This window comes from Corynebacterium sp. HMSC065D07 (assembly GCF_001810695.1).
Lineage (GTDB): Bacteria > Actinomycetota > Actinomycetes > Mycobacteriales > Mycobacteriaceae > Corynebacterium > Corynebacterium hesseae.
In genome coordinates this window covers 58,225-78,910 of sequence record NZ_KV802471.1, presented here as the reverse complement: position 1 = coordinate 78,910, position 20,686 = coordinate 58,225, and the positions used below count along the sequence as shown (strand labels likewise).

21 protein-coding genes are annotated in these 20,686 nt (G+C 63.8%); 5 read left to right on the top strand and 16 right to left on the bottom strand.

Features of this window, described 5'->3' with window-relative positions; translation table 11 throughout:
* The first annotated feature begins 47 nt into the window (after window positions 1–47).
* The gene (locus HMPREF2760_RS09470; RefSeq protein WP_070521533.1) at window positions 48–422 is read left to right on the top strand and encodes a DUF5319 domain-containing protein; all 375 of its coding nucleotides are present in this window, start codon (window positions 48–50) and stop codon (window positions 420–422) included.
* A gap of 85 nt (window positions 423–507) precedes the next feature.
* On the opposite strand, the gene HMPREF2760_RS09465 is transcribed toward HMPREF2760_RS09470, so the two are convergent.
* Together HMPREF2760_RS09465 and HMPREF2760_RS09460 are read right to left on the bottom strand one after the other, a co-directional pair.
* Window positions 508–1,347, bottom strand: coding sequence for a hypothetical protein (locus tag HMPREF2760_RS09465; RefSeq protein WP_070521536.1), 840 nt, complete (start codon window positions 1,345–1,347; stop codon window positions 508–510).
* Window positions 1,348–1,465: 118 nt separating this feature from the next.
* Window positions 1,466–2,083 (bottom strand): sigma-70 family RNA polymerase sigma factor, encoded by a 618-nt coding sequence (locus HMPREF2760_RS09460; RefSeq protein ID WP_070521539.1) that lies wholly within the window; start codon window positions 2,081–2,083, stop codon window positions 1,466–1,468.
* Window positions 2,084–2,431: 348 nt separating this feature from the next.
* Here HMPREF2760_RS09460 and HMPREF2760_RS09455 point away from each other — a divergent pair, with 348 nt between their 5' ends.
* On the top strand, window positions 2,432–2,731 hold the full coding sequence (locus HMPREF2760_RS09455; RefSeq protein ID WP_070521542.1) for a WhiB family transcriptional regulator: 300 nt from the start codon (window positions 2,432–2,434) through the stop codon (window positions 2,729–2,731).
* A 222-nt stretch (window positions 2,732–2,953) separates the two neighbouring features.
* Here HMPREF2760_RS09455 and HMPREF2760_RS09450 read toward each other — a convergent pair whose 3' ends face one another.
* The 5 genes from HMPREF2760_RS09450 to HMPREF2760_RS09430 all read right to left on the bottom strand — a co-directional run bounded on the left by HMPREF2760_RS09450 (window position 2,954) and on the right by HMPREF2760_RS09430 (window position 9,340).
* Entirely contained in the window at window positions 2,954–5,227 is a 2,274-nt protein-coding gene (locus HMPREF2760_RS09450; protein WP_070597136.1) for an excinuclease ABC subunit UvrA, read from the bottom strand.
* 169 nt (window positions 5,228–5,396) lie between these two features.
* A complete protein-coding gene (gene groL, locus HMPREF2760_RS09445) occupies window positions 5,397–7,019 on the bottom strand; it encodes a chaperonin GroEL (protein WP_070597135.1) in 1,623 nt (540 codons plus the stop codon).
* Between the two features lie 18 nt (window positions 7,020–7,037).
* Window positions 7,038–7,337, bottom strand: a complete 300-nt coding sequence (gene groES, locus HMPREF2760_RS09440) for a co-chaperone GroES (protein WP_167595557.1) — start codon at window positions 7,335–7,337, stop codon at window positions 7,038–7,040.
* A 140-nt stretch (window positions 7,338–7,477) separates the two neighbouring features.
* Window positions 7,478–8,752: an FtsX-like permease family protein gene (locus HMPREF2760_RS09435; protein WP_070597134.1), complete on the bottom strand. Its 1,275-nt coding sequence runs from the start codon at window positions 8,750–8,752 to the stop codon at window positions 7,478–7,480.
* Between the two features lie 69 nt (window positions 8,753–8,821).
* The gene (locus tag HMPREF2760_RS09430) at window positions 8,822–9,340 is read right to left on the bottom strand and encodes an ABC transporter ATP-binding protein (protein ID WP_246823668.1); all 519 of its coding nucleotides are present in this window, start codon (window positions 9,338–9,340) and stop codon (window positions 8,822–8,824) included.
* A gap of 112 nt (window positions 9,341–9,452) precedes the next feature.
* Here HMPREF2760_RS09430 and HMPREF2760_RS09425 point away from each other — a divergent pair, with 112 nt between their 5' ends.
* Together HMPREF2760_RS09425 and HMPREF2760_RS09420 are read left to right on the top strand one after the other, a co-directional pair.
* Window positions 9,453–10,583: a sensor histidine kinase gene (locus HMPREF2760_RS09425; RefSeq protein ID WP_070563773.1), complete on the top strand. Its 1,131-nt coding sequence runs from the start codon at window positions 9,453–9,455 to the stop codon at window positions 10,581–10,583.
* Window positions 10,580–11,215 (top strand): response regulator, encoded by a 636-nt coding sequence (locus HMPREF2760_RS09420; protein ID WP_070563770.1) that lies wholly within the window; start codon window positions 10,580–10,582, stop codon window positions 11,213–11,215. Before HMPREF2760_RS09425 ends, HMPREF2760_RS09420 begins: the two co-directional genes overlap by 4 nt.
* Window positions 11,216–11,249: 34 nt before the next feature.
* On the opposite strand, the gene HMPREF2760_RS09415 is transcribed toward HMPREF2760_RS09420, so the two are convergent.
* The 9 genes from HMPREF2760_RS09415 to glmS all read right to left on the bottom strand — a co-directional run bounded on the left by HMPREF2760_RS09415 (window position 11,250) and on the right by glmS (window position 19,718).
* Entirely contained in the window at window positions 11,250–11,678 is a 429-nt protein-coding gene (locus tag HMPREF2760_RS09415; protein ID WP_070563768.1) for a hypothetical protein, read from the bottom strand.
* A gap of 78 nt (window positions 11,679–11,756) precedes the next feature.
* Window positions 11,757–12,809, bottom strand: a complete 1,053-nt coding sequence (gene tsaD, locus HMPREF2760_RS09410; RefSeq protein ID WP_070563766.1) for a tRNA (adenosine(37)-N6)-threonylcarbamoyltransferase complex transferase subunit TsaD — start codon at window positions 12,807–12,809, stop codon at window positions 11,757–11,759.
* Window positions 12,803–13,339, bottom strand: a complete 537-nt coding sequence (locus HMPREF2760_RS09405; protein WP_070521559.1) for a GNAT family N-acetyltransferase — start codon at window positions 13,337–13,339, stop codon at window positions 12,803–12,805. Before HMPREF2760_RS09405 ends, tsaD begins: the two co-directional genes overlap by 7 nt.
* Entirely contained in the window at window positions 13,336–14,028 is a 693-nt protein-coding gene (gene tsaB / locus HMPREF2760_RS09400; RefSeq protein ID WP_070521562.1) for a tRNA (adenosine(37)-N6)-threonylcarbamoyltransferase complex dimerization subunit type 1 TsaB, read from the bottom strand. The genes HMPREF2760_RS09405 and tsaB overlap by 4 nt, the downstream gene beginning before the upstream one ends.
* Window positions 14,028–14,597, bottom strand: coding sequence for a hypothetical protein (locus tag HMPREF2760_RS09395; protein ID WP_070521567.1), 570 nt, complete (start codon window positions 14,595–14,597; stop codon window positions 14,028–14,030). Before HMPREF2760_RS09395 ends, tsaB begins: the two co-directional genes overlap by 1 nt.
* 69 nt (window positions 14,598–14,666) lie before the next feature.
* Entirely contained in the window at window positions 14,667–16,259 is a 1,593-nt protein-coding gene (locus HMPREF2760_RS09390; protein WP_070597133.1) for an aspartate:alanine exchanger family transporter, read from the bottom strand.
* Between the two features lies 1 nt (window position 16,260).
* Window positions 16,261–16,725, bottom strand: a complete 465-nt coding sequence (gene tsaE, locus HMPREF2760_RS09385; protein WP_070530761.1) for a tRNA (adenosine(37)-N6)-threonylcarbamoyltransferase complex ATPase subunit type 1 TsaE — start codon at window positions 16,723–16,725, stop codon at window positions 16,261–16,263.
* Window positions 16,715–17,821, bottom strand: coding sequence for an alanine racemase (gene alr, locus HMPREF2760_RS09380; RefSeq protein WP_070597338.1), 1,107 nt, complete (start codon window positions 17,819–17,821; stop codon window positions 16,715–16,717). Before alr ends, tsaE begins: the two co-directional genes overlap by 11 nt.
* 25 nt (window positions 17,822–17,846) lie before the next feature.
* The gene (gene glmS / locus HMPREF2760_RS09375; RefSeq protein WP_070597132.1) at window positions 17,847–19,718 is read right to left on the bottom strand and encodes a glutamine--fructose-6-phosphate transaminase (isomerizing); all 1,872 of its coding nucleotides are present in this window, start codon (window positions 19,716–19,718) and stop codon (window positions 17,847–17,849) included.
* A 106-nt stretch (window positions 19,719–19,824) separates the two neighbouring features.
* Here glmS and HMPREF2760_RS09370 point away from each other — a divergent pair, with 106 nt between their 5' ends.
* Window positions 19,825–20,646 carry a dienelactone hydrolase family protein gene (locus tag HMPREF2760_RS09370; RefSeq protein ID WP_070597131.1) on the top strand — a complete coding sequence of 274 codons (822 nt, stop codon included), beginning with the start codon at window positions 19,825–19,827 and terminating at the stop codon, window positions 20,644–20,646.
* The last annotated feature ends 40 nt before the right edge of the window (window positions 20,647–20,686 follow it).

The following is a 20,686-nucleotide window of genomic DNA, read 5'->3' as shown; positions in this document are numbered from 1 at the left end:
TCTATAGGGAATTGCCATGCGCGCACGGAGTCAATAGGCTCGCAGGCGTGAACTTTTTCGCCAACATGCCCCGCGATCCTTTCGCGGACGACCCCAACGACCCAGCTTCCTTCCTCGAGGAGGATGATCACGTCGAGCCGCTGTCCGAGGAGGACCGTCTCGCCGTCATCCACGATCTGGCCATGGTCCAAGAGTTTGCGCGCGTGCTAAGCCCGCGCGGCATCGATGGCATCTTCTTTTTCTGCGAGGACTGCGAGGAGAACCACTTTTACGAGTGGGACATCATGGCCTCCAACATGCAGGCCACGCTGGCAGGCCAGCTAGCCCCCGTGCACGAGCCGGGCGCGGAGCCGGACCCGATGCGCTACGTCCCTTGGGATTATGCGGTGGGTTATCTCGACGGCATGGATTCGCGCTACTAGCTGCGGTCAGCGCGGTAGAACTACCGCGCGTTAAACGGAAAGAACCTCTTCCCTCCTGTTGCGGGGGAAGAGGTTCTTTGTGGTTTTATTGCTGGAATTGCGCCGGCGGGAGCTGGCCATTATCCGTGGCGCCATCCGAAGCTCCGTCGGAGTTGTCGCCTTGCGGAGGTGTTGCCTGATCGCCGCCCTGCTGGCCTGGCTCCGGCTGGTTCTGCTCCGGTGGGCTCAGCGGGTTGCCCGCCGAAACCGTGCGGGTCACCACGACGGTGGAAACCGCAGTCTCTGTCTGCGTTACGGTTTCCGGCTCCGGCGGCTGCTGCTCCTCCACTGGGGCAGGCTTCTCCACGGTCTGCGTCTGCGTCACCGTGGCGCTGGGCTGCTGCTTCGTGGTACGAGGGGCCTCTGCCTCACGTTCCCGCTTAGCCTGGTCCACCATCTTCCGGGCTTCTTCAAGCAACTGGCGGGTGCCATCCATGTCGCCTTGGGCGGAACGCTTCTCCATCTCATCGAGCGTTCCGGCAAGCTCCACTACGGACACATCGTGCTCGTCCGCGCCGAAGAGCGACTGGTTCACTCCGTAAAGCGGAGATCCCGGGCCGGCGTTGACGACCACAGCGCCGGTACCTGCGATGAGCAGCGTAGCTGCGGCCGCCCCGATGAGTCCGTGCATGAAAGGCTTGCTTCGACGGCGGCGTGCCGCGCCGAGGGAAATGATCTCCGGCTCTTCCTCCGCGCCCTCAATGAGAGGGGCCGGAGGCATCTGCTTTTCGACGTCCCCGCGCAGCTCCAGCAGAAGCCCCGCCAGTTCATCACCGCCATCGGAGGGATCTGTTCCTTCGGAGAGAGTAGTGAGGAATGCATCATCATCAACCAAGGGCTGCAGCTGCTCAGCGACACCCTGCTGAGGCTCGTCCTTCTTTGCCATGATGACCTCCCTTCCTTATTAGAGAATTATTAGTTTGTCGGTGCCAAGTGCCGATGGCTCACTGCTAGCTCTGGGCTAGCCCAATTACTGGTTCACTCTGCTGGTTCACATTGTTGGTTCACTGCGTCTCGTGCGAATCGAGGGATTTGCGCAATTGCGCGAGTGCACGATGCTGCGCCACGCGGACTGCGCCAGGGGTGGACTCCACAATTTCCGCGGTCTCCTCTGCCGACAGCCCCACGAACACACGCAAGATGATAATGTCCCGGGCCTTGTCACTTAACGTATCGAGCATGGCCCGCACTCTGTTACTACCGTCCACGGCAAGGGCGGATTCTTCGGGGGTAGCGTCCTGAGCAGCATCCTCCGGAAGGTCTTCCGTGGGGTGAGTGTGGTCGCGGCTCAGGGCGCGGTGGGCATCGGTCACCTTGTGAGCAGCAATGCCATAGACGTAGGCCATAAACGGGCGGCCCTTATCTTTGTACGTGCCAATAGACGTCGCCACCGCCAAACAGATCTCCTGCGCCACGTCCTCCGCCGTGGGCTGGCGGTGGCCGCCGATGCGCGCGCGACAATAGCGCAGGACCTGCGGGTGAATGATCCGCATGATGCGCTGGAGGGCGCGGCGGCTACCGTCGACGGCCAGCGGAACGAGGTCCGCTAATTCCTTATCGCTGTCGCGCTTCGCCGCCGTTGAGGAGCCGCTCGCGTCTGTAGCCTGAGTAGCCACTGCCATCCTTGCCGTTCTGCTTTTGCTCTTCTGCTTAATGCATTACTTCATATTCTGTATGAACATCATGGCATAACCTTTTGGCGAAACCCCAAAACGACGGGTCTCATCCCCAGCTTTGACCCCACTAGAAAAAGTTCATACACCGTTCATCTTAGCCTTAAGCGCAGGTCACAGGGGCTCCAGTTGAGGAGTTTCAGCCAGTTATACCTGCATGTCAGCATTGCGTAACGCGCTGTTTACCCAAGGGGGACACACTTCAATCTCGTCTCACTTCGCCTCGGCGTTCACGGGGGCGTGCCCGCAACGCGCCCCGCGCCTGGGCACTCTATCTTTGGCAAAGGAGAATCGAACGTGTCTCAGTCCTTCCTGCTCCCCGGGCCGAATACGGACTTTTGGGATTGGCAGCTTCATGGCGCATGCCGTGGAGAAAACTCTGACGTGTTCTATCACCCGGACGGCGAGCGCGGACGCGCCCGCGCCCAGCGCGAGAACCGCGCCAAGGCTATTTGCAGCACCTGCCCGGTCATCGAGATGTGCCGCGAACACGCTCTCGCCTCCGGCGAGCCCTACGGCGTGTGGGGCGGCATGAGCGAGTCGGAGCGCGTCGTCGCCCTGCGTTCTCGTCGCACCCACGCGGCCGTCGGCGCCTAGTCCGCTTCTGCCAGCTCCCAGCCTTGGGGTCGGACGGCAAACCACCACCTCTATTGGCTGGACGCGACAAGGCTGCTCTCCCCACTGGATGAGCCCGCCGTGGGCCGTCGCGCAGCGGGCCTTTTGCGAAGTTTCTTTAAGTAGCATCACGCCCCTCCCCCACCTGCACTGATATCCAACAGCCAGCACGGGCAAGGGGCAGCGGGTGAAAGACGCCAGTTTTTACAGCGCCTGCGCTAGGTAGCGGGCGGTCAGCGTGTCCTTGTCGAGGAACTCGCGCGGCGAGCAGGCCGCCACAACCTCGCCGCCGGCTGAGCCCGCGCCGGGACCGAGATCAATGATGTGGTCGGCGTGCGCCAGGACGGCGCGGTGGTGTTCGACGCAGATGAGGGTGAGATGGTCGTCGACAAGCGTGTCAAAGAGGCGCAGCAAGGTGTCGATATCTTTCTGATGCAGGCCCACCGTCGGCTCATCGAGCACGATGATGTCCGCAGTCGCCTTGCGGTCGCACAACCGCACCGCCAGCTTCAGCCGCTGGCGCTCGCCGCCGGAGAGCGTCGAGAGCGGCTGCCCCAGCGTCAGGTAGCCCAGCCCCACGGCAACGAGCTGCTCACACACGCGCTTGGCGGCAGTAACTTTGGCCTCGCGGCAAAACTCCACGGCTTCAACCGCGGGAAGCGCGAGTACCTCCGCGATGTTCTTGCCCGCCAGCTCGTAGCCCAAAACGTCGGCAGCAAAGCGGCGGCCCTCGCACACCTCGCAGGGCACATCCGCGCTGTCCATCACACCGAACTCCACGGTCACCACGCCAGCGCCGGAACAGGCCGGGCACGCGCCCTCCGAGTTGAAAGAGAACATTCCCGGCGTGGCCCCATCGTTGGCCTTGGCGAAGGCCTTGCGCAGCGCGTCCATCGCACCTGTGTAGGTGGCCGGGTTCGAGCGCCGCGAGCCAGACAACGAAGACTGGTCGACAACGAGGATGCGGTCGTCGTCCGGCAGGCATTCCCTCAGCGATGACTTTCCGGATCCCGCAACGCCCGAAATGACCGTGAGCACGCCCAATGGAATATCCACGTCGACGCCCTTGAGATTGTTATGGGACGCCCCACGGATTTCCAGCGCTCCGGTGGGCTCGCGTACCTCCTCCTTCAACGCCACCTTCCCGCTGACGGACGGTGCAGCACCGACAGAAAGGATCTCGCCACCTTCCACACCGGCGCCGGGGCCAAGCTCGACGACGCAATCCGCAATCGCCATCGTCTCCGGGTTGTGCTCCACCACGAGCACGGTGTTTCCCTTATCGCGCAGCTGCAGGAGCAGCTCGTTCATCCGCGTGACGTCATGCGGGTGTAGGCCAGCGGTCGGCTCATCAAAGACATAGGTGACGTCCGTGAGCGCCGACCCGATGTGCCGCACCATGCGCGTGCGCTGCGCTTCGCCACCGCTCAGCGTTCCCGTCGGGCGCGCCAGCGTCAGGTAGCCCAGCCCCAAATCCAGGGCGGCCTCCAACCCACGCAGCGGGGCCACGGCAAGCGGTGAGTTGATGGTGCGGAGCCATGCGGAGGCGTCGGCAAGCTCCATGGCGCAGACATCCGCGATGGAGACGCCGTTGAGGTAGGACTCGCGCGCGTGCTGCGCCAAGCGCGTGCCGTGGCACTCCGGGCAGTCGACGAAAACCACCGCGCGCTCGACAAAGGCCCGCATGTGCTTTTGCAGGGACTCCACGGGCTTGCTCAGCACGTTGGTTTTCAGGCGCGTGACCAGCCCCATGTAGCTCATGTTGACGCCACCGACCTTGACTTTGGTCTCGGTTTCGTACAGGTCGCGCTTCTGTTCCGCACTAAAGTCCTTGACAGGTACATCCGCCGGGTACAGCCCGGACTCGGCGTAGGCGCGCCACATCCACGAGCCCACCTTCATGCCGGGGTACATGATGGCGCCGTCGTTCAACGCCAGAGTCTCATCAACGAGCTGGCGCTTGTCGACGTCCCCCACTTCCCCCCTTCCCTCACACCTCGGGCACATGCCGCCGGTGCGCTCGAAGCGGCGGACTTCCTTCACACCGTTGACCTCGATGGCGCCCTGCCCGGAGGCGGAGGGCACGTTGAAGGAATAGGCCGCGGGGCCGCCGGCGCGGGGCTCGGCTAGGCGTGAGAAGAGCACGCGAAGGTGCCCGGTGATGTCGGTGGCGGTACCGAACGTCGAGCGCGCGGAAGCCGCCATGGGCTCCTGGCCCACGACGATGGCTGCGGTGAGCCCTTCCAAGCGGTCCACGTCGGGGCGGGGTGGGGCCTGCATGAAGCCCTGCACGAAGCCGGGATAGGTCTCGTTGATGAGACGCTGCGGTTCAGCCGCAACGGTATCGAAGACCAGCGAGGTCTTGCCGGAACCAGACACGCCGGTGAAGACGGTGAGCTTGCGCTTAGGGATGCGCACGTCCACGTTCTTGAGGTTGTTTTCGCGGGCGCCGGTGACGGTGATGAATTCTTGTTCCACGGCTCAGCAGTCTAGTACCGGGGCGGAGATTCCCGCCCCCACGGCGAAGGCCCGCCGCCCCGCAAAAATGCGGGTTAGCGGGCCTTCCTTACGGCAATGTGGGAACCCTTGTGGCTACGCGGGAACCCTTGTGGTTGTGCGGGAAACGAATGTTTCCCGCACGCACGGTTTAGTGCGCGTGCGAGTGCGCGTGCGCAGCCTGTGCCGGCTCTTCCTCGGCGGGCTTCTCCACAACGGAAGCCTCGGTGGTGAGCACCATGCGGGCCACGGAGGCGGCGTTAACCACGGCGGAGTGGGTGACCTTCACCGGGTCGATGATGCCCTGCTCGAGCAGGTTGCCGTACTCCAGGGTGGCAGCGTTGAAGCCCTCGCCGTTGGCCTTCTCGGCAACGTGGGCGACCACGACGGATCCGTCCAGGCCTGCGTTTTCGGCGATCCAGTAGGCCGGGCGGGTCAGCGCGCGGGCCACGGCCAGCACACCGATCTTGGCCTCGCCCTCGAAGCCCTCGGCGAAAGCCTCGAGCTCCTGGGAGATCTGGACCAGCGCAGAGCCGCCGCCAGCAATGACGCCCTCTTCAACGGCCGCGCGGGCGGCGTTGATGGCGTCCTCGACGCGCAGCTTGCGCTCGTTGACCTCGGTCTCGGTAGCGGCGCCAACGCGGATGACGGCAACGCCACCGGACAGCTTGGCCAGACGCTCCTCGAGCTTCTCCTTATCCCAGGTGGAATCGGTGCGCTCGATCTCGCGGCGCAGCTGCTCGCGGCGCTCCTCGACAGCCTCAGCGGTACCTGCACCATCCACAATCACGGTGTCCTCCTTGGACACGGTGACGCGGCGGGCAGAACCCAGCACCTCCGGGCCGACCTCCTTGAGGTTGATGCCAACCTCAGGGTCGACGACGGTAGCGCCGGTTACAACAGCCAAGTCATCCATGAAGCCCTTGCGGCGCTCGCCGAAGTACGGGGACTTCACGGCGGCGACCTTGAGGACCTTGCGGATGGAGTTCACCACGAGCGCCTGCAGCGGCTCGCCCTCGATGTCTTCAGCGATGATGAGGGTCGGGCGCGAGGACTCCGCGATCTTCTCCAGCAGCGGCAGGAAGTCCGGCAGGGAGGAGATCTTGTTGCGGACGAGGAGAATTGCGGCGTCGTCAAGCACGGCGTTGTAGGTCTCCTCTTCCGTCGCGAAGTACGGGGAGAGGTAGCCCTTGTCGAAGGAAATGCCCTCGGTGACGTCCACGGTGGACTCGATGGTCTGGGACTCCTCGACGGTCACGACGCCGTCCTTGCCCACCTTGTCCATGGCGCCAGCAACCATCTCGCCGACCTCCGCATCGCGGGAGGAAACGGTGGCAACCTGGGAGACCTCCGCGGAGGAGTTCACCGGGGTAGCGCGCTTCTTGAGCTCCTCGACGACCTTCTCAGCCGCCGCTTCGATGCCCTTGTTCAGCTCGATGGGGTTAGCGCCGGCTGCCACGTTGCGCAGGCCTTCGAAGACGAGAGCCTGGGCCAGCAAGGTGGCGGTAGTCGTACCGTCACCGGCGATGTCGTTGGTCTTGACGGCCACGGACTTCACCAGCTGGGCGCCGAGGTTCTCAAAAGGATCGTCGAGGTCAATGTCGCGGGCGATGGTGACGCCGTCGTTGGTGACGGTCGGGCCACCGAAAGCCTTGGACAGCACAACGTTGCGGCCGCGCGGGCCGAGGGTGACCTTGACGGCGTCGGCAAGCGTGTCTACGCCGCGCTGGATGCCCTCGCGGGCCTCCTGGTCAAATGCAATCAGTTTTGGCATAGGGTTAATCGCCTACTTTTACTTCTCGATGACAGCGAGCAGGTCACGAGCGGACAGCAGGAGGTACTCCTGGCCGTCGTACTTCAGCTCGGTGCCGCCGTACTTGGAGAAGATGACGGTGTCGCCCTCGTTGACGCCAACCGGGACAACCTCGCCCTTATCGTTGGTGCGGCCCGGGCCGACAGCGACGACGGTGGCCTCCTGCGGCTTCTCCTTCGCGGAGTCCGGGATAACCAGGCCGGATGCAGTGGTGGTCTCAGCTTCAACGATCTGAACAAGGACCTTGTCCTCCAGCGGCTTAATGTTTGCCATGATGATTTCCTCCAAAGTGTTCCTAGTGCGCGTCCACGTGGACGCGCGCGTGCCGGTTGTGGGTGTCCAGCACAGCCGTCGTCGCGGGTGAACAACTGTGGGTCAAAACAACCTGCCTAGCACTCTACCCGCGCGACTGCTAGCCCTCAACGTTGTGGGCCGCTAACCCGTTCGCCCTCCGCGAACGACGCGGCTCGGGTGTGTACAAAGCCGGCCAACGCCAGCTTGACGACGCCCAGGGCAATAAACATTGCGCCGAATATTACGGCGAAGGACGGCCACCACAACTCCTCTACCAGCGTTCGACCGAAGGAAGCCTGTGGGGTGAGCAGGTGCTGGAGGGGCAGGAGCGTCGCCAAACACAGCGCCCAGACCACGCCGGCCGCAGTCAGGGTGAGGCACGCCGCCTCCCCCACTTGCACGCGCGCCCAGGCTGAGGGGGCGGCGCCCGCCAAGGTGAGGCCACGAATATCGGCCGCGATGCGCCCGTGCATAAGCAGCGAGGTAAGCACGGCGCCCACGATGCTGGGTGCAAAGACAGGACCTAAAAGGGCAACAAAGACTTGCCAGGAGGACAGGGAGCCGCCGGTGCCGACGTCGTTCCCGAAGCGCAGGCCCGAACCGACGGCGACGATAAGACCTGCGACGAGCACCCACGGCACGATGTGCGGGGTGGAAAAGCTCCGGCGCACGCGTACGTTGTTCCCGGCGATGCCGACAGCGCGGGTCCATTGATCGATGCCGGGCATGAGCCAGGGCAAGAAGAGTGCAACGAGGATGACTAAGCCCATCTCGGCCGAGAGGAGGTCGCCGGGATCATCGATGTGTAGGCATCCATAGACCGTACTGCCGACAGCAACGGACGCGAGCAGGAATTTCACCATGAGCCATGCTGGGTGCGTGGCGGCCCGCGGCCGGAACACGCGGCGCAGTGGAGGAAGCGCGCCAACCAGGGCCGCGGACATACAAACAACTACTGCAATGACTACGACCTGGCCAGTAATAGCAATGTCTGGCAAGGGGATGCCGTCGCTGCGCAGGGCGCGCACGCACGGGGCAAGCAGAGGGAGGGCCGGCAGCACGCCGAGCAGCCCGGCGCCCGCGCTGACCACCGCGACTTGGCCCAGAATGAAAAACAGGATCACCCACCCAGGCATGCCCACCATGCGCCAGGAACGGTAGACCGGTTCGCGCTCGGCGATAATAAGGCGCATCTGTGACAGCGTCACTAGCACCACCACGCACAGTGACATACCCAGCACCGTGCCGCCCAGTTGGCCGGCGGGGTTTTCTTCGGCTCCGGGGGAAGCGACCAGCATGGCTAGCGCTAGGGTGCACGAGGTGGAAGACACCACCAGGGTCAGCGCTACGGCCAGCCACGATAGCCAATTGGACTGTAAGTCCTTAAGCCACACCAGCATGGGCCACCTCCTCCAAGGAAATGACCCGGTCGGCCGCCTCGGCGGCAAGGTGCGAGTGAGTCACCATGATCACCTGGCTCCATCGCGGGCAACGGCGCGAAGGTGGGAAAGGACGGTGGAAGCGGTGGCGTCGTCAAGCGCGCCCGTGGGCTCGTCAGCGAAGATATAGGGCGCTTGGGCCAGCAATGCCCGGGCGACAGCCACGCGTTGCTGCTGCCCACCAGACAGCTGCGCGGGCAGGCGGCTCTCCAATCCAGCGAGACCGAGCGAGTCGAAGACCTCTTCCACCCGGCCGCGTGCAGGGCGCCGTCCGGAAAAACGCGCCGTCAAGGTAGCATTGCGTCGCGCGTTGAGGGATTCCAGCAGGTTGTAGCCTTGGAAAACAAATGCACGCTGCTTGCGCCCCGGCGCGTTGACTCGGCCGGAAGTGGGCTTATCGAGCCCGGATAACAGGTTCAGGAGCGTGGTTTTGCCGCTTCCCGATGGCCCCATGATGGCAACGAATTCGCCTGGGGCGATAGACACATTGACGCGATTGAGCACGGTGCGGCGGCCGTAGCGCTTACTAAGGTTTTCTGCTTTTAACATGCCTTTGATTCCACTCGGCCACGCACGACAATGACATGGGGCGGGCTGCCCGGAAAATGGTGGAGCTAGCTCCACTGCCCTTCCACCGGCATGGCGGATAGGGTCGAAGACTATGCGAACCTTCAAAGCTTGTGCGTGGAGCCTCCTCCTCGGCATGCTGTGTATCCCAACCTTGGTGATTTCGGTGCTGATGCTGCCGTGGATCCCGTTGGTGGGTCGCGCCGCGGAACTTGTCGGCCGGTTGGGCGCGCAGTGGATGGGCGTGGAAATTCCACCCCGGCGCGCAGATCGATGGTTTGATTGGCAGCAGTTCTATCACCTCGTGTTGCAGTTATTGATTTCGGCTGCATGCTTTACCGCGTGGACGGCCCTGGGTTTCACAGCGGGTGTGCTAGCGATAACGCCATTCGTACCTAAGGCCGAGTTCTCCGTTGGCGAGTGGTCCACCTCCAACCGACCGCTCATTTTCTTAACCTGCTGGCTGGCTGCCCTGTTGCTTGTGGTGTTACTGGTAGGTCTCAACCGCCTCTTGGTCTTAGTGTCGGTCTCGCTGACCCGACTGGCATTGAGTCCTTCGGCCGAGGAAATGGCGGCCTCGCGTGCCACGCTTATCGATGCCTTCTCCGGCGAGCGCCGCCGCATCGAACGCGAACTGCACGATGGCCCGCAGCAGTACCTCACCGCGCTCAAGCTCAACTTGGCCGCGGCAAAACTACAAGCCCCGCCCCAGGCACAACAGGCCTTGACTGACGCAGAACATAATGCCTCTTTGGCTCTGGCTTCATTGCGGGCGACAGTGCGTGGCATTGCGCCGCAGGTGCTTTTCGACGACGGGCTTATCCCCGCCCTCGACGAGTTACTTGCCCATTCCGGGCTTGAGACCACACTTCGCGTAGAGGGCGCCGAGAGCTCGATTGACGAGACCACAGCATTGCTGGCTTACCATGCAGTCGCCGAGGCGCTCACAAATGCCTCTAAGCACGGCGCAGCCACCGAAGCCGTGGTAACGGTCGCTTTTAGGGATATGCTGCGCCTAAAAATCGTAGATAATGGCACGGGCCCCACGGACGAAGAGCCGGACGGTGAGAGTGCAGCTGTGGGTTCGGGCACGGGCCTCGCCGGGCTGCGCGAGCGTGCTGCTGCACTCGGCGGCACAGTAACCTTTGGTGCTGATAGCACCAATGCTACGGGTAAAGGCGGCGGCCAGCTGCTGGTCAAACTACCGCTGAAGGAGGCGGAATGAAGCTACTACTCGCAGAAGATTCCGCGCTCCTGCGCGCGGGTCTGGAGCAACTACTCGGTGCTCTCGGCCATAGCGTCACGACGGTCACAGATGCCGAAGCGCTGCGCGCCATCGCAGGGCAGGAAGACTTCGACCTCATTATCAGCGATGTGCGCATGCCGCCCACGATGACCGATGACGGGCTTCAAGCCGTGCACGATCTACGGGCAGCCGACCCCACCCAACCCGTGGTGGTGCTGAGCCAATACGTAGCGGCGAGCTATCTCGACCGCCTCCTGGAGCACGGCGGATTCGGGTACCTACTCAAGGAGCGCGTTTCTGATGTTGAAGAATTCGTGCGCACGCTTGACGATGTCGCCCGCGGCGGCACCGTGGTGGACCCAGAGGTGGTCACGGCGCTGCTTTCTGCAAGGCACACTGGGCTAGCCCGGCTCACCGCTCGCGAGCGGGAGGTACTGGGGCTTATGGCCCAAGGATTGAGCAATAAAGACATTGAAGACACGCTCGTCCTTACCTCCGGAGCAGTAAGCAAGCATGTCTCCAATGTATTTATAAAGCTCGGGTTTCGACCCGAGGACTCCAACCGGCGGGTGAAGGCCGTATTGGCATGGCTGCGCCACACCGAGCGCTAGAAAAGCGCTGAGGCCCTACAAACAAGGGCTGGAATTAGACCTGCCGGTGGGAGTTCAGCACAGCCGCGCGCCACAGCTGGTACTCCTCCGGGTTGTCCTCGCGGTAGTTCTTCACCGCGCGGATGCCGTGCTCCACGGCCTCGGCGACCTCGTCGATGTTCTTGTCGTCGCCGTCGGCAGCAACGAAGATCACCGGACCGCAGATGGAACGGATTGGGTCCTGCAAGAAGGCGGAATTGCCGGTCGCAGCTGCATTGCGCGCCAGGGACGCCACCGGGTTCGGGTCGGCGCCTTCAGCCTTGGCGTTCGGGTTAAACAGCGCCGCGTAGGTCTGGCCATCATCCTGAAAGGCCACAGATACGCGATCCTCGGTGGTGCCGCCGAGGAATTGATTTGCGTGCTCGATCTCAAACTCGATGGTGCGGCGGGACAGATCGGGGTTAACGAGGAATCCAGTGGTCATAGCGGTGTGAGCTCCTTATGTGCGAGCGAGGCAATTATCGGTCATCACACTACCTGCACCCCGGGGGTTGCGCATCCGCTAGCGCGCAGCAGCCACGAGCGGCACTTCCACCTCAAGCTGTGTATCGGTCCCGCATGCCAGGCCGGAGGGTTCGGCGCCTTCGTGGATGAGTTGGGCGGCCACTGCCGCGATCATCACGCCATTATCGGTGCACAGCTTGAAGCGCGGCACACGCAGCTCGATGCCCGCGGATTCGCAGCGCTTCGCTGCCAGCGCGCGCAGCCGCGAATTCGCCGCCACGCCGCCGCCGAGCAGCAGTACCTTGGCGCCAGTGTCCTGGCAGGCTCGCACGGCCTTGGCGGTCAGCACATCTGCCACCGCCTCCTGGAAGGAGGCACACAGGTCCTCAACCTGGACCGTCGCGCCCTCGCGCTCGGCCTTTTCCACGTGGCGCGCCACCGCCGTCTTGAGCCCCGAGAAGGAGAAGTTGTGGCGGTTGGGCCCGCGCAGGTCCTCGGCCTTGGACAAACCACGCGGCAAATCGATGGTGGGCTCTCCTTGGGCGGCCAGCTTATCGATGACCGGCCCTCCCGGATACCCCAAACCCAACAGGCGGGAGACTTTGTCGTAGGCTTCGCCGGCGGCGTCGTCAAGCGTGGTGCCCAACTCCTTCATGGGCTTGCCCACGGCCTCGACCTCGAGCAGCTGGGTGTGGCCGCCGGAGACGAGCAGCGCCACCGAGTGCGGCAGCTCCTCGCCCTCCAGGTTGGCCACCGCGACGTGCCCGCCGAGGTGGTTGACGCCGTAGAAGGGCACGCCCCACGCGGAGGCGAAGGCCTTGGCTGCCGACGCCCCGACGAGGAGCGCGCCGGCCAGTCCCGGCCCCACGGTGGCGGCCACCGCATCTGGCTTCTCGACGCCCGCTTCCTCCAGCGCTGCCTTCATCACCTGCGGCATGGCTTCGAGGTGGGCGCGGGAGGCAATCTCCGGCACCACGCCGCCGAAGCGCGCGTGCTGCTCCATGGAGGAGGCGACGACGTCGGCGCGAATCTCCATGTGGCCGTTGTCAGACAGCTCGATGATTCCCACGCCGGTTTCGTCGCAGGAGGACTCGATGCCGAGGATTAACATCTCTCACTCTTTCGTGGTCGGTACATGGTGTGGGCGTCCGCGCCGGAGGGCTGGTAGTAGTTGCGGCGCAGGCCGTTGATGACAAAATCATAAGCCTCATAGAGGCGAATGGCCGGATCGTTGCCCACGCGAACCTCAAGGAAGATGGGCGCGTCATGGGAATCTGCGAGCTCGACGATGGCGTCCATCATCAGCCGCGCGATGCCCTGCCGTTGGGCCGCAGGGTCGACGCCGATGGTGCGGATTTCGTATTCCGGCCACGCCGCGGGCCCCATCCGCCCCACGCCGGCGTAGCCGAGAGCTTCGCCGCGGTTGACGTTATGGCCCACGCGGTTGTCGTTGTGGTCATCGCGGTTGTCGTTGTGGTCATCGCGGTTGACGCTTGCGTCAACCGCCCAGTAGGTTGTGTGCCCCGCCGCGATTTCCTGCTCGAAGGCACGCGCCGGCCAGGGAGTTTCACCGGGGAAGAGTACTTTTTCTAGTTCGGCGCAGCGGGGTGCGTCCTCAAGCACGAGCGGACGCAGCCTCATGATGCCGGTGTTTCCCCGATGCCGCCGACCAAAGCGGCCGAGCGCGGCTTCGCCTTCGGCTCCACGGCATCGGGACGCCGCAGGTACAGCGGGACGAGCGGCGCGGGCTCGGCAGAAAGATCAGCGCAGGCAACCAGTCCCGCCACGCGCGGGGTAGCCCACTCGCGGGGAAGGCCGGCGATCTCTTCCGGCAAGCGTGGGGCGATGGACTCCGGGAACACTAGGCGCGTGGTCTCCGGGCTCGAGAGCCCAGCGGCGCCCAGTTCCAGAGCCTCCGGCTTCGACACGTTCGGGCCGCTGAGACGCTTGCCGTCGGCGTAGGTGGCCCAGTAGACCTCTTTGCGGCGGGCGTCGATTGCCACCAGCCACTCCCCCGTGCGCCCGTGCGCGATGGCATCCAATGTGCACACGCCATGCACCGGCAGGTGAAGAGCCACCCCCAGAGCGGAAGCGGTAGCCATGCCCACGCGCAGGCCGGTAAACGGTCCGGGCCCCGTGCCGACGACGATGGCGGAGAGGTCGGAGTAGGTCAGGGAGGCGTCGGCAAGCAGCTCCTCGATAGCGGGGATGAGCTGCTCGTTGTGAGCGCGCGTGCCGCTAATGACGCGGTCGATACTCTCCCCGGTGTCGGTATCAACGATGCCCGTCACCAGGTCCGTGGTGGCGGTATCGAGTGCAAGAACCTTCATTAGCCTGCGAGGTGCCAGTCGGTGTCGACGTAGTCGGGGTTGTTCTTACCCATCTGCTCCACGTAATCCTGGGTATCGCGAATAAACTGCAGCGGCTGGCCCTGCTGGAACGGCAGCAGCGGCGGGATGTCCTGCTTGGCTGCTTCCGGCGACTTCAGCTGCTGCAGCAGACCATCACACAGGTCCACCTGTGCGCGCGGGAGCTTCTCCGCCTTGAATTCACCGGTCTGCGAAGCCAGCAAGATGTAGTTCACGTCATCAGGCACGGCCCCGTCTGCGAAGTCAATGTTCAGGTTCTTCGTCTCCACGCCGCCCTTCTTGAGCTGATCTTCGGTGGCACCCGGGCAGACGGCGGCGACCGCACCCCACTCCTGGCCGTACACATCCTGCGGGATAAACATGGCGAAGTCCAGGTTCTTCGGGTACGCGCTCAGGGACTGGGCGACTGTCGACGGCTCCTTCGTCTCCGCCTGCGCTGGCCGGACCATCGGCAGCACGATGAGGGCGGCAAGGAATACGGCGAAGCCGCCGATAACGACAGTGGTGATGAATTGACCAAGCTTGTTCATAAAGGTGTTTTAGCTCCTCACGCGGGGTAGCGGGAATAAACAGTACGGGGATATCCTACGCGACAACCATCAAACAATAATCAAGGCCAAGACCTGGCACATGAGAATCTTTCCGATCATCGCCGTGGGGTACACGGTGGCATAGCCGCGCTCTGCCAGCTGAGTACCGGTTTGCGGGTTGAGGTAGGCCATGATCGCCGGGTTCGTGGTCATGCCGGCGGCGATGCCCATCGACTCATCAAACTTGAGGCGCAGCGCCAGCATGGACACCGCAACGATGCCGATGGCGGAAACCAGCGTCAGCATAATGCCCACGCCCATGTACTTCAGGGAGGTCGGATCCGACAAGGCATCGCGGAACTGGCCGCCTGCCGACGTACCCACGCCCGCCAAGAACAAGGTCAAGCCCAGCGTGGAAATCGTCTGCTTCGCGTGGAAGGGAAGCTGCCAGTTAATTGGGCCCGAGCGGCCCAGCGCGCCCAAGATGAGGCCGACGACGATGGGGCCGCCACCAAAGCCGAAGGACAACGTAGTGCCGCCCGGAAGCGGAATCGGAATAGCGCCGAAGAGCAGACCGATGAAGAGGCCTAGGGCAAAGGGCAACAAATCGACGTTGCCGAGCTTGGCTTCGGAGTCGCCGAGGAAACGGCGGACGTCGTCAAGCCTGCCCGGCGCGGTGATGACGCGCACACGGTCCGAGTAGTGCAGGACGGTTTCCTCGTTCGGCACGACGTCGGAGTCGCCGCGGCGCACGCGCGCGATGAGGAAGCCTTCCTTCACGGTGTCCAAGTCCTTGAGCTGATAGCCCGCAACACGTGGGCTGGACACGGTCAGGCGCCGGTAGACCAGGCCGTCCTCCTCATGAAGGTTGATGTGGATCTCCTCACCCAACTGGGAAATTGCGCTATCCAACGCGGGCGCTGTGCCGTTGAGCAGGAATTCCATGCCGGCGCGCAGCGGGAGCTCCGGGTAGGCCAGGTCGTGCTCGTGCGGGTTGTTGACATGGCGGGTGGCGATGACACGCTCACCGGTCACCTCTTGGAGGTCCCCCACCGTTGCGTCGAAGTCACGGGTCAGGCGCACTGCCCGCCACTCGAGCGGTTCTGCGATCATGCCCTCGGCGCGCGCGTCCTCAATGTGGTTCACGCGCAGTACCTTGGCGCCAATCGCGGCAACCAGAATGGTTCCGATGATGCAGCCCGGGTAGGCCAGGGAATAGCCCACCACCGGGGTGCTATCGCCGCCCAGGGCCTCGACGACCGCTGCCATACCCGGCGTCGAGCTTAGCGAGCCCGCGAGCGTGCCGACGCTGATCGCCGGGTCGAGATCAAACATGCGCATCGCCAGAGTGGTCAGCCCCGCCAACACGAAGAAGAAGACGATGACCACCATGGACATCTTCCATCCACGCCGGCGGAAATCCTGGAAGAAGCTACGGCCGAAGTTCAGGCCGATGACATACACGAAGATGGCCAAACCAAATTGATACACGAACGCCGGGACCACGATGTCCGGGTTGGCCGCGGACAAGCCTAAGGCCACGAACATCGCAGCGGCGGCGCCGAGCGAGATGCCGAAGACATTGATCTTGCCGACGGCTAATCCCACCGCCATGATGAGAAAAAGCGTGAGCAGGGGCTGTTCAGCAAGGAAAGCCAGCACGTTAATTCACCCATTTCCATGTGAATACGCGGACGTCATCGTCCGAATCCCGGTTGATTGTAACGGCGAGGTACGAGTCAGATAGCCGCTCCATGAAGCCCCCGCCCCATTCGGCGACGACGACGGCGTCCTCTATTTCGGTGTCTAAGTCTAGACTGTCCAGCTCCCCCAACGGATCCTCTGAATGATCCAAGAGGCGGTAGGCATCCACGTGCACCAACGTCGGCCCGCCCACGCGCGAGGGGTGCTCGCGCGCAATGACGAAGGTCGGCGAGGTCACCCGCCCCTTCACCTGCATTCCGCGGGCAATACCCTGCGTGAAGGTGGTTTTCCCGGCGCCCAGGGGACCATCAAGAATTACCAGGTCCCCGGCCTCTAAAGCCGCGCCCAGCTCCTCGCCGAAGGCCTGAGCATCCTCCGGAGTGGCCGCCTCGCGGTGTCCTTCGTGTGGAAAATCACTGCGCATCGCTAGCTCCTTCGCGGTATGTGCGCTGGGTGCGCCCGGTAGGGCGGCACAGTACTTCGTAGTTGATGGTCCCGGCTGCCTCGGCCAGCTCGGTAGCGCTCATGCCGCCACGGCCAAAGATAACGGCTGTCTCCCCGGCGCGCACACCGTGGGGATTGGCCCCAAGGTCGACGACAATCTGGTCCATACAGACCCTGCCTACCTGCGGGTAGAGCTCGCCGCCGATCCCTACCTGCAGCGCCCCTTGAAAGGCTCGCGGTAGGCCATCGGCATAGCCCACGCTGACGGTGGCGAGTTGACGGTCGCTATCCGCAGTCCAGGTCAGGCCGTAGCAGGTGGACTCCCCCGCCGAAATCGGCTTCACCGCGACGACGGACGCTTCCCACGTCATGGCGGGCTTCAGCCCATGGTCGCGCCCGGCCACCGGTTCGAGCCCATACAGGACCAGCCCGACGCGCACCTGCTCGAAGCGCGCCGAGGGGCGGGTCAAGGCCGCGGGCGAGTTGGCAAGATGGTTCAGCGGGCACTCAAGCCCGACCTCACGGGCAAGCGCTAGGGCCTGGCGGAACTCCGATTCTTGATGATCATTGTGCGGGTGCTCCGGCTCGTCCGCACAAGCAAAGTGGGACATGAGGCCCAGGACGGTGATGTGGGGGGCGTCGGCAAGCAGGCGGAAGGTCTCCTCCCACGCGTGCTTGTCGACGCCCGAGCGGTGCATCCCCGTCTCCACCATCACGAAGACCTCGGTGGGCGCATCAGTGGCGGCGATGAGCGCCTGCGCGTGCGCCAAAGAAGGGATGCCGATCTGGATTCCGGCGGCTAGGGCCGGGGCGAGGTCCTCCGTCGGCTCCCACAGCCAGGCAGCGATGGGGAGGGTGTCAATGACCTTCCGCAGCGCCACGGCCTCGGCCAGCGTGGCCACCCCGAAGGCGTCCGCCCCCGCCTTCGCCATGACCGGGGCGCAACGCTCGATGCCGTGGCCATAGGCATCCGCCTTGACCACGCACATGAGGCGGGCCGGGGCCACCGCCTCCTTCACGCGAGCGACATTGTGGGCAATAGCGTTGAGGTCAACGGTGGTTTTCAACATGCCCACCATTGTGCCACTTAAGGGTGCGGCGCTATTCGACGGTCACCGACTTCGCAAGGTTACGCGGCTGGTCCACGTCGTAGCCCTTGGCGGTGGCTACACCGCAGGCGAAAATCTGCAGCGGCACGGTGGCAAGCAGAGGCTGCATGAGCGTCGGCGCCTGCGGGATACGGATGATGTGGTTGGCGTAGGCCTCGACGGCTTCGTCGCCCTCTTCCGCGATGACGATGGTGATGGCACCGCGGGCACGGATCTCCTGGATATTGGAGACGACCTTGGAATGCAGGGAATCCCGGCCGCGCGGGGAAGGCACGATGACGAAGACCGGCTGGCCCTCTTCGATGAGCGCGATGGGGCCGTGCTTGAGCTCGCCGGCGGCGAAGCCCTCAGCGTGCAGGTAGGCGATCTCCTTGAGCTTGAGCGCGCCCTCCAACGCGACGGGGAAGCCGACGTGGCGGCCCAGGAAGAGCACCGACTTGGTGTTCTCCATGGCGTTGGCCAAGTCGTAGACCTGCTGCTCGTTGTCGATGATTGCCTGGACTTTATCCGGCATATCACGCAGATCCTCGAGGACGGAGTTGACCTCATCGGAGAACATGTTGCCGCGCAGGCGTGCCAGGTAAAGGCCCAGCAGGTAGGTCGCGGTGATCTGCGCCAGGAAGGCCTTGGTGGAAGCCACGGCGATCTCCGGGCCGGCGTGGGTGTACAAGGCGGCGTCGGACTCGCGCGGGATGGAGGAACCCTGGGTGTTGCAGATGGCAATCACCTTGGCGCCCTGCTGGCGGGCGTGGCGCACGGCCATGAGGGTATCCATGGTCTCGCCCGACTGGGAAAGGGCCACAACCAAGGTCTTTTCGTTGACGATCGGATCGCGGTAGCGGAACTCGTGTGCCAGCTCCACCTCGCACGGGATGCGGCACCAGTGCTCGATGGCGTAGCGCGCGACGTGTCCTGCGTAGGCGGCGGTGCCGCAGGCGATGACGATGATCTTGTCGATGGACTTGAGCACCGACTCCTCGATGCGAATCTCATCGAGGACCAGGTTGCCGGTCTCATCGAGGCGGCCCAGCAGCGTATCGCGCACGGCGGCTGGCTGGTCGTGGATTTCCTTCTCCATGAAGGAGTTGAAGCCGCCCTTTTCGGCCGCGGCGGCGTCCCACTTGATTTCGAAGGGCTTGCCCTGGGCGGGGTTGCCGTCATAGTCGGTGATCTCGACATCATCCGCGGTGATGGTGACGACCTGATCGTTGTCCATCTCCACGGCGGACTTGGTGTAGTCGATGAAGCCGGAGACGTCCGAACCCAGGAAGTTCTCCCCGTCACCCAGGCCGATAACCAGCGGCGAATCGCGGCGCGCGGCCACGATGCGGTCTGCCTGCTCGGCGTGGATAGCCAAGAGGGTAAACGCGCCTTCCAGGCGCTTGCCGGTCAGCTGCATGGCCTTGGTGAGGTCCCCGCCGGCCTCGTTGTGGAACACATCCGCCAGGAGGGTGGCGGCAACTTCGGTGTCGGTCTCGGACACAAAGTTGTGGCCCTTGGCCTCCAGCTCGGTCTTGAGCTCGGCGAAGTTCTCGATGATGCCGTTGTGAACAACGGCGAGCTTGCCGCCATCCACCACGTGCGGGTGGGCGTTCAGATCGGTCGGGCCACCGTGGGTGGCCCAGCGGGTGTGCCCGATGCCCAGGACGGAATCCTGAAGCGGACGCGCGGCGATTTCGGCTTCCAGCGCGGCGACCTTTCCGGCCTTCTTGCGCCAGCCGATCTTGCCATCGGCGTACATTGCGACGCCTGCTGAGTCATAGCCGCGATACTCCAGTCGACGCAGGCCCTCCAGCACAACGTCTAGGGCAAAGTACTCACGGCCATCGGTGTTATGGCCAATGTATCCAACGATTCCACACATAGGTCGGAATTTTACAGCATGATTTAACATGCCGAATCGCAAGGATCCTACTTAATCTCCCGCACTGTTCACCGCTTTGCTTATTCTTTCCTCTATTCTGTAAAGCGTGTCTGCGAATTTGAAGAAGCATCTCGGTACGTTGTCTAAGCGCGGCCCGCACCGCGTCCTCGTCGGAGACCTGTCTTATGCAGGGCTTGAGGGCAAGGTGTACACCCCGGTTGAGGGCAAGGGCCTGCCCGCCGTGGCGTTTGCCCACGACTGGACGAAGAGCATCAAGGACTACCACGCCACCCTGCGCCACTTGGCCAGCTGGGGCATCGTAGTGGTTGCTCCGGATACGGAGACGGGCGTCTTTGCCAAGCACCGCGACTTGGCTGCCGACCTCGAATCGGCCCTGCAGATTGCCGCCGGCGTTAGGCTGGGCGCCGGCAAGATTTCGGTCTCCGCTTCCAAGCTGGGTGTCTTTGGCCACGGTATGGGCGGTGGCGTGGCCACCCTGGCTGCCGTGGATAACCCGAAGGTCCGCGCCGTCGCGGCCCTCTACCCTGCCGATACTTCCCCGTCCGCAGTTCAGGCCGCACACACCGTGAAGGCACGCGGCCTCGTTATTGGCGCGGGCCAAGATGATATCTTCCGCGCGGGAAACCCCGCGAAGCTGGCCAACGCCTGGGGCGGTCCGGTGGCTTACCGCGAAATTGCTAAGGGCACGCAGTCCGGCTTCAGCGAGGACAAGCTCTTCAAGTTGGCGCTTGGCTCCGGCTTCTTCCAAGGTTCCGCAGTCGAAACTGCCCGCGGCCTTGTCACTGGCTTCTTCCTGTCCACCCTCGCTGGCGAATCCAAGTACGACGACTTTGCGGCTGCCGACGCCTCCGCCAAGGGCGTCGAGAGCTTCGTCGGCGAAGACCTCACCAAGCGCGCTGGTTTCTAGCACGACAGGAGTGGTTTCGACGAGCTAGCACCGCAAGGCG

Excerpts from the sequence above, each read along its gene's own strand:
- HMPREF2760_RS09415 (WP_070563768.1), bottom strand. The coding sequence starts at position 11,678 with ATGACCACTGGATTCCTCGTTAACCCCGATCTGTCCCGCCGCACCATC.
- tsaD (WP_070563766.1), bottom strand. The coding sequence starts at position 12,809 with ATGTTAATCCTCGGCATCGAGTCCTCCTGCGACGAAACCGGCGTGGGA.
- groL (WP_070597135.1), bottom strand. The coding sequence starts at position 7,019 with ATGCCAAAACTGATTGCATTTGACCAGGAGGCCCGCGAGGGCATCCAG.
- HMPREF2760_RS09460 (WP_070521539.1), bottom strand. The coding sequence starts at position 2,083 with ATGGCAGTGGCTACTCAGGCTACAGACGCGAGCGGCTCCTCAACGGCG.
- tsaB (WP_070521562.1), bottom strand. The coding sequence starts at position 14,028 with ATGAAGGTTCTTGCACTCGATACCGCCACCACGGACCTGGTGACGGGC.
- HMPREF2760_RS09420 (WP_070563770.1), top strand. The coding sequence starts at position 10,580 with ATGAAGCTACTACTCGCAGAAGATTCCGCGCTCCTGCGCGCGGGTCTG.
- tsaE (WP_070530761.1), bottom strand. The coding sequence starts at position 16,725 with ATGCGCAGTGATTTTCCACACGAAGGACACCGCGAGGCGGCCACTCCG.
- HMPREF2760_RS09405 (WP_070521559.1), bottom strand. The coding sequence starts at position 13,339 with ATGAGGCTGCGTCCGCTCGTGCTTGAGGACGCACCCCGCTGCGCCGAA.
- HMPREF2760_RS09430 (WP_246823668.1), bottom strand. The coding sequence starts at position 9,340 with ATGTTAAAAGCAGAAAACCTTAGTAAGCGCTACGGCCGCCGCACCGTG.
- HMPREF2760_RS09395 (WP_070521567.1), bottom strand. The coding sequence starts at position 14,597 with ATGAACAAGCTTGGTCAATTCATCACCACTGTCGTTATCGGCGGCTTC.
- HMPREF2760_RS09435 (WP_070597134.1), bottom strand. The coding sequence starts at position 8,752 with ATGCTGGTGTGGCTTAAGGACTTACAGTCCAATTGGCTATCGTGGCTG.
- glmS (WP_070597132.1), bottom strand. The coding sequence starts at position 19,718 with ATGTGTGGAATCGTTGGATACATTGGCCATAACACCGATGGCCGTGAG.
- HMPREF2760_RS09465 (WP_070521536.1), bottom strand. The coding sequence starts at position 1,347 with ATGGCAAAGAAGGACGAGCCTCAGCAGGGTGTCGCTGAGCAGCTGCAG.
- HMPREF2760_RS09425 (WP_070563773.1), top strand. The coding sequence starts at position 9,453 with ATGCGAACCTTCAAAGCTTGTGCGTGGAGCCTCCTCCTCGGCATGCTG.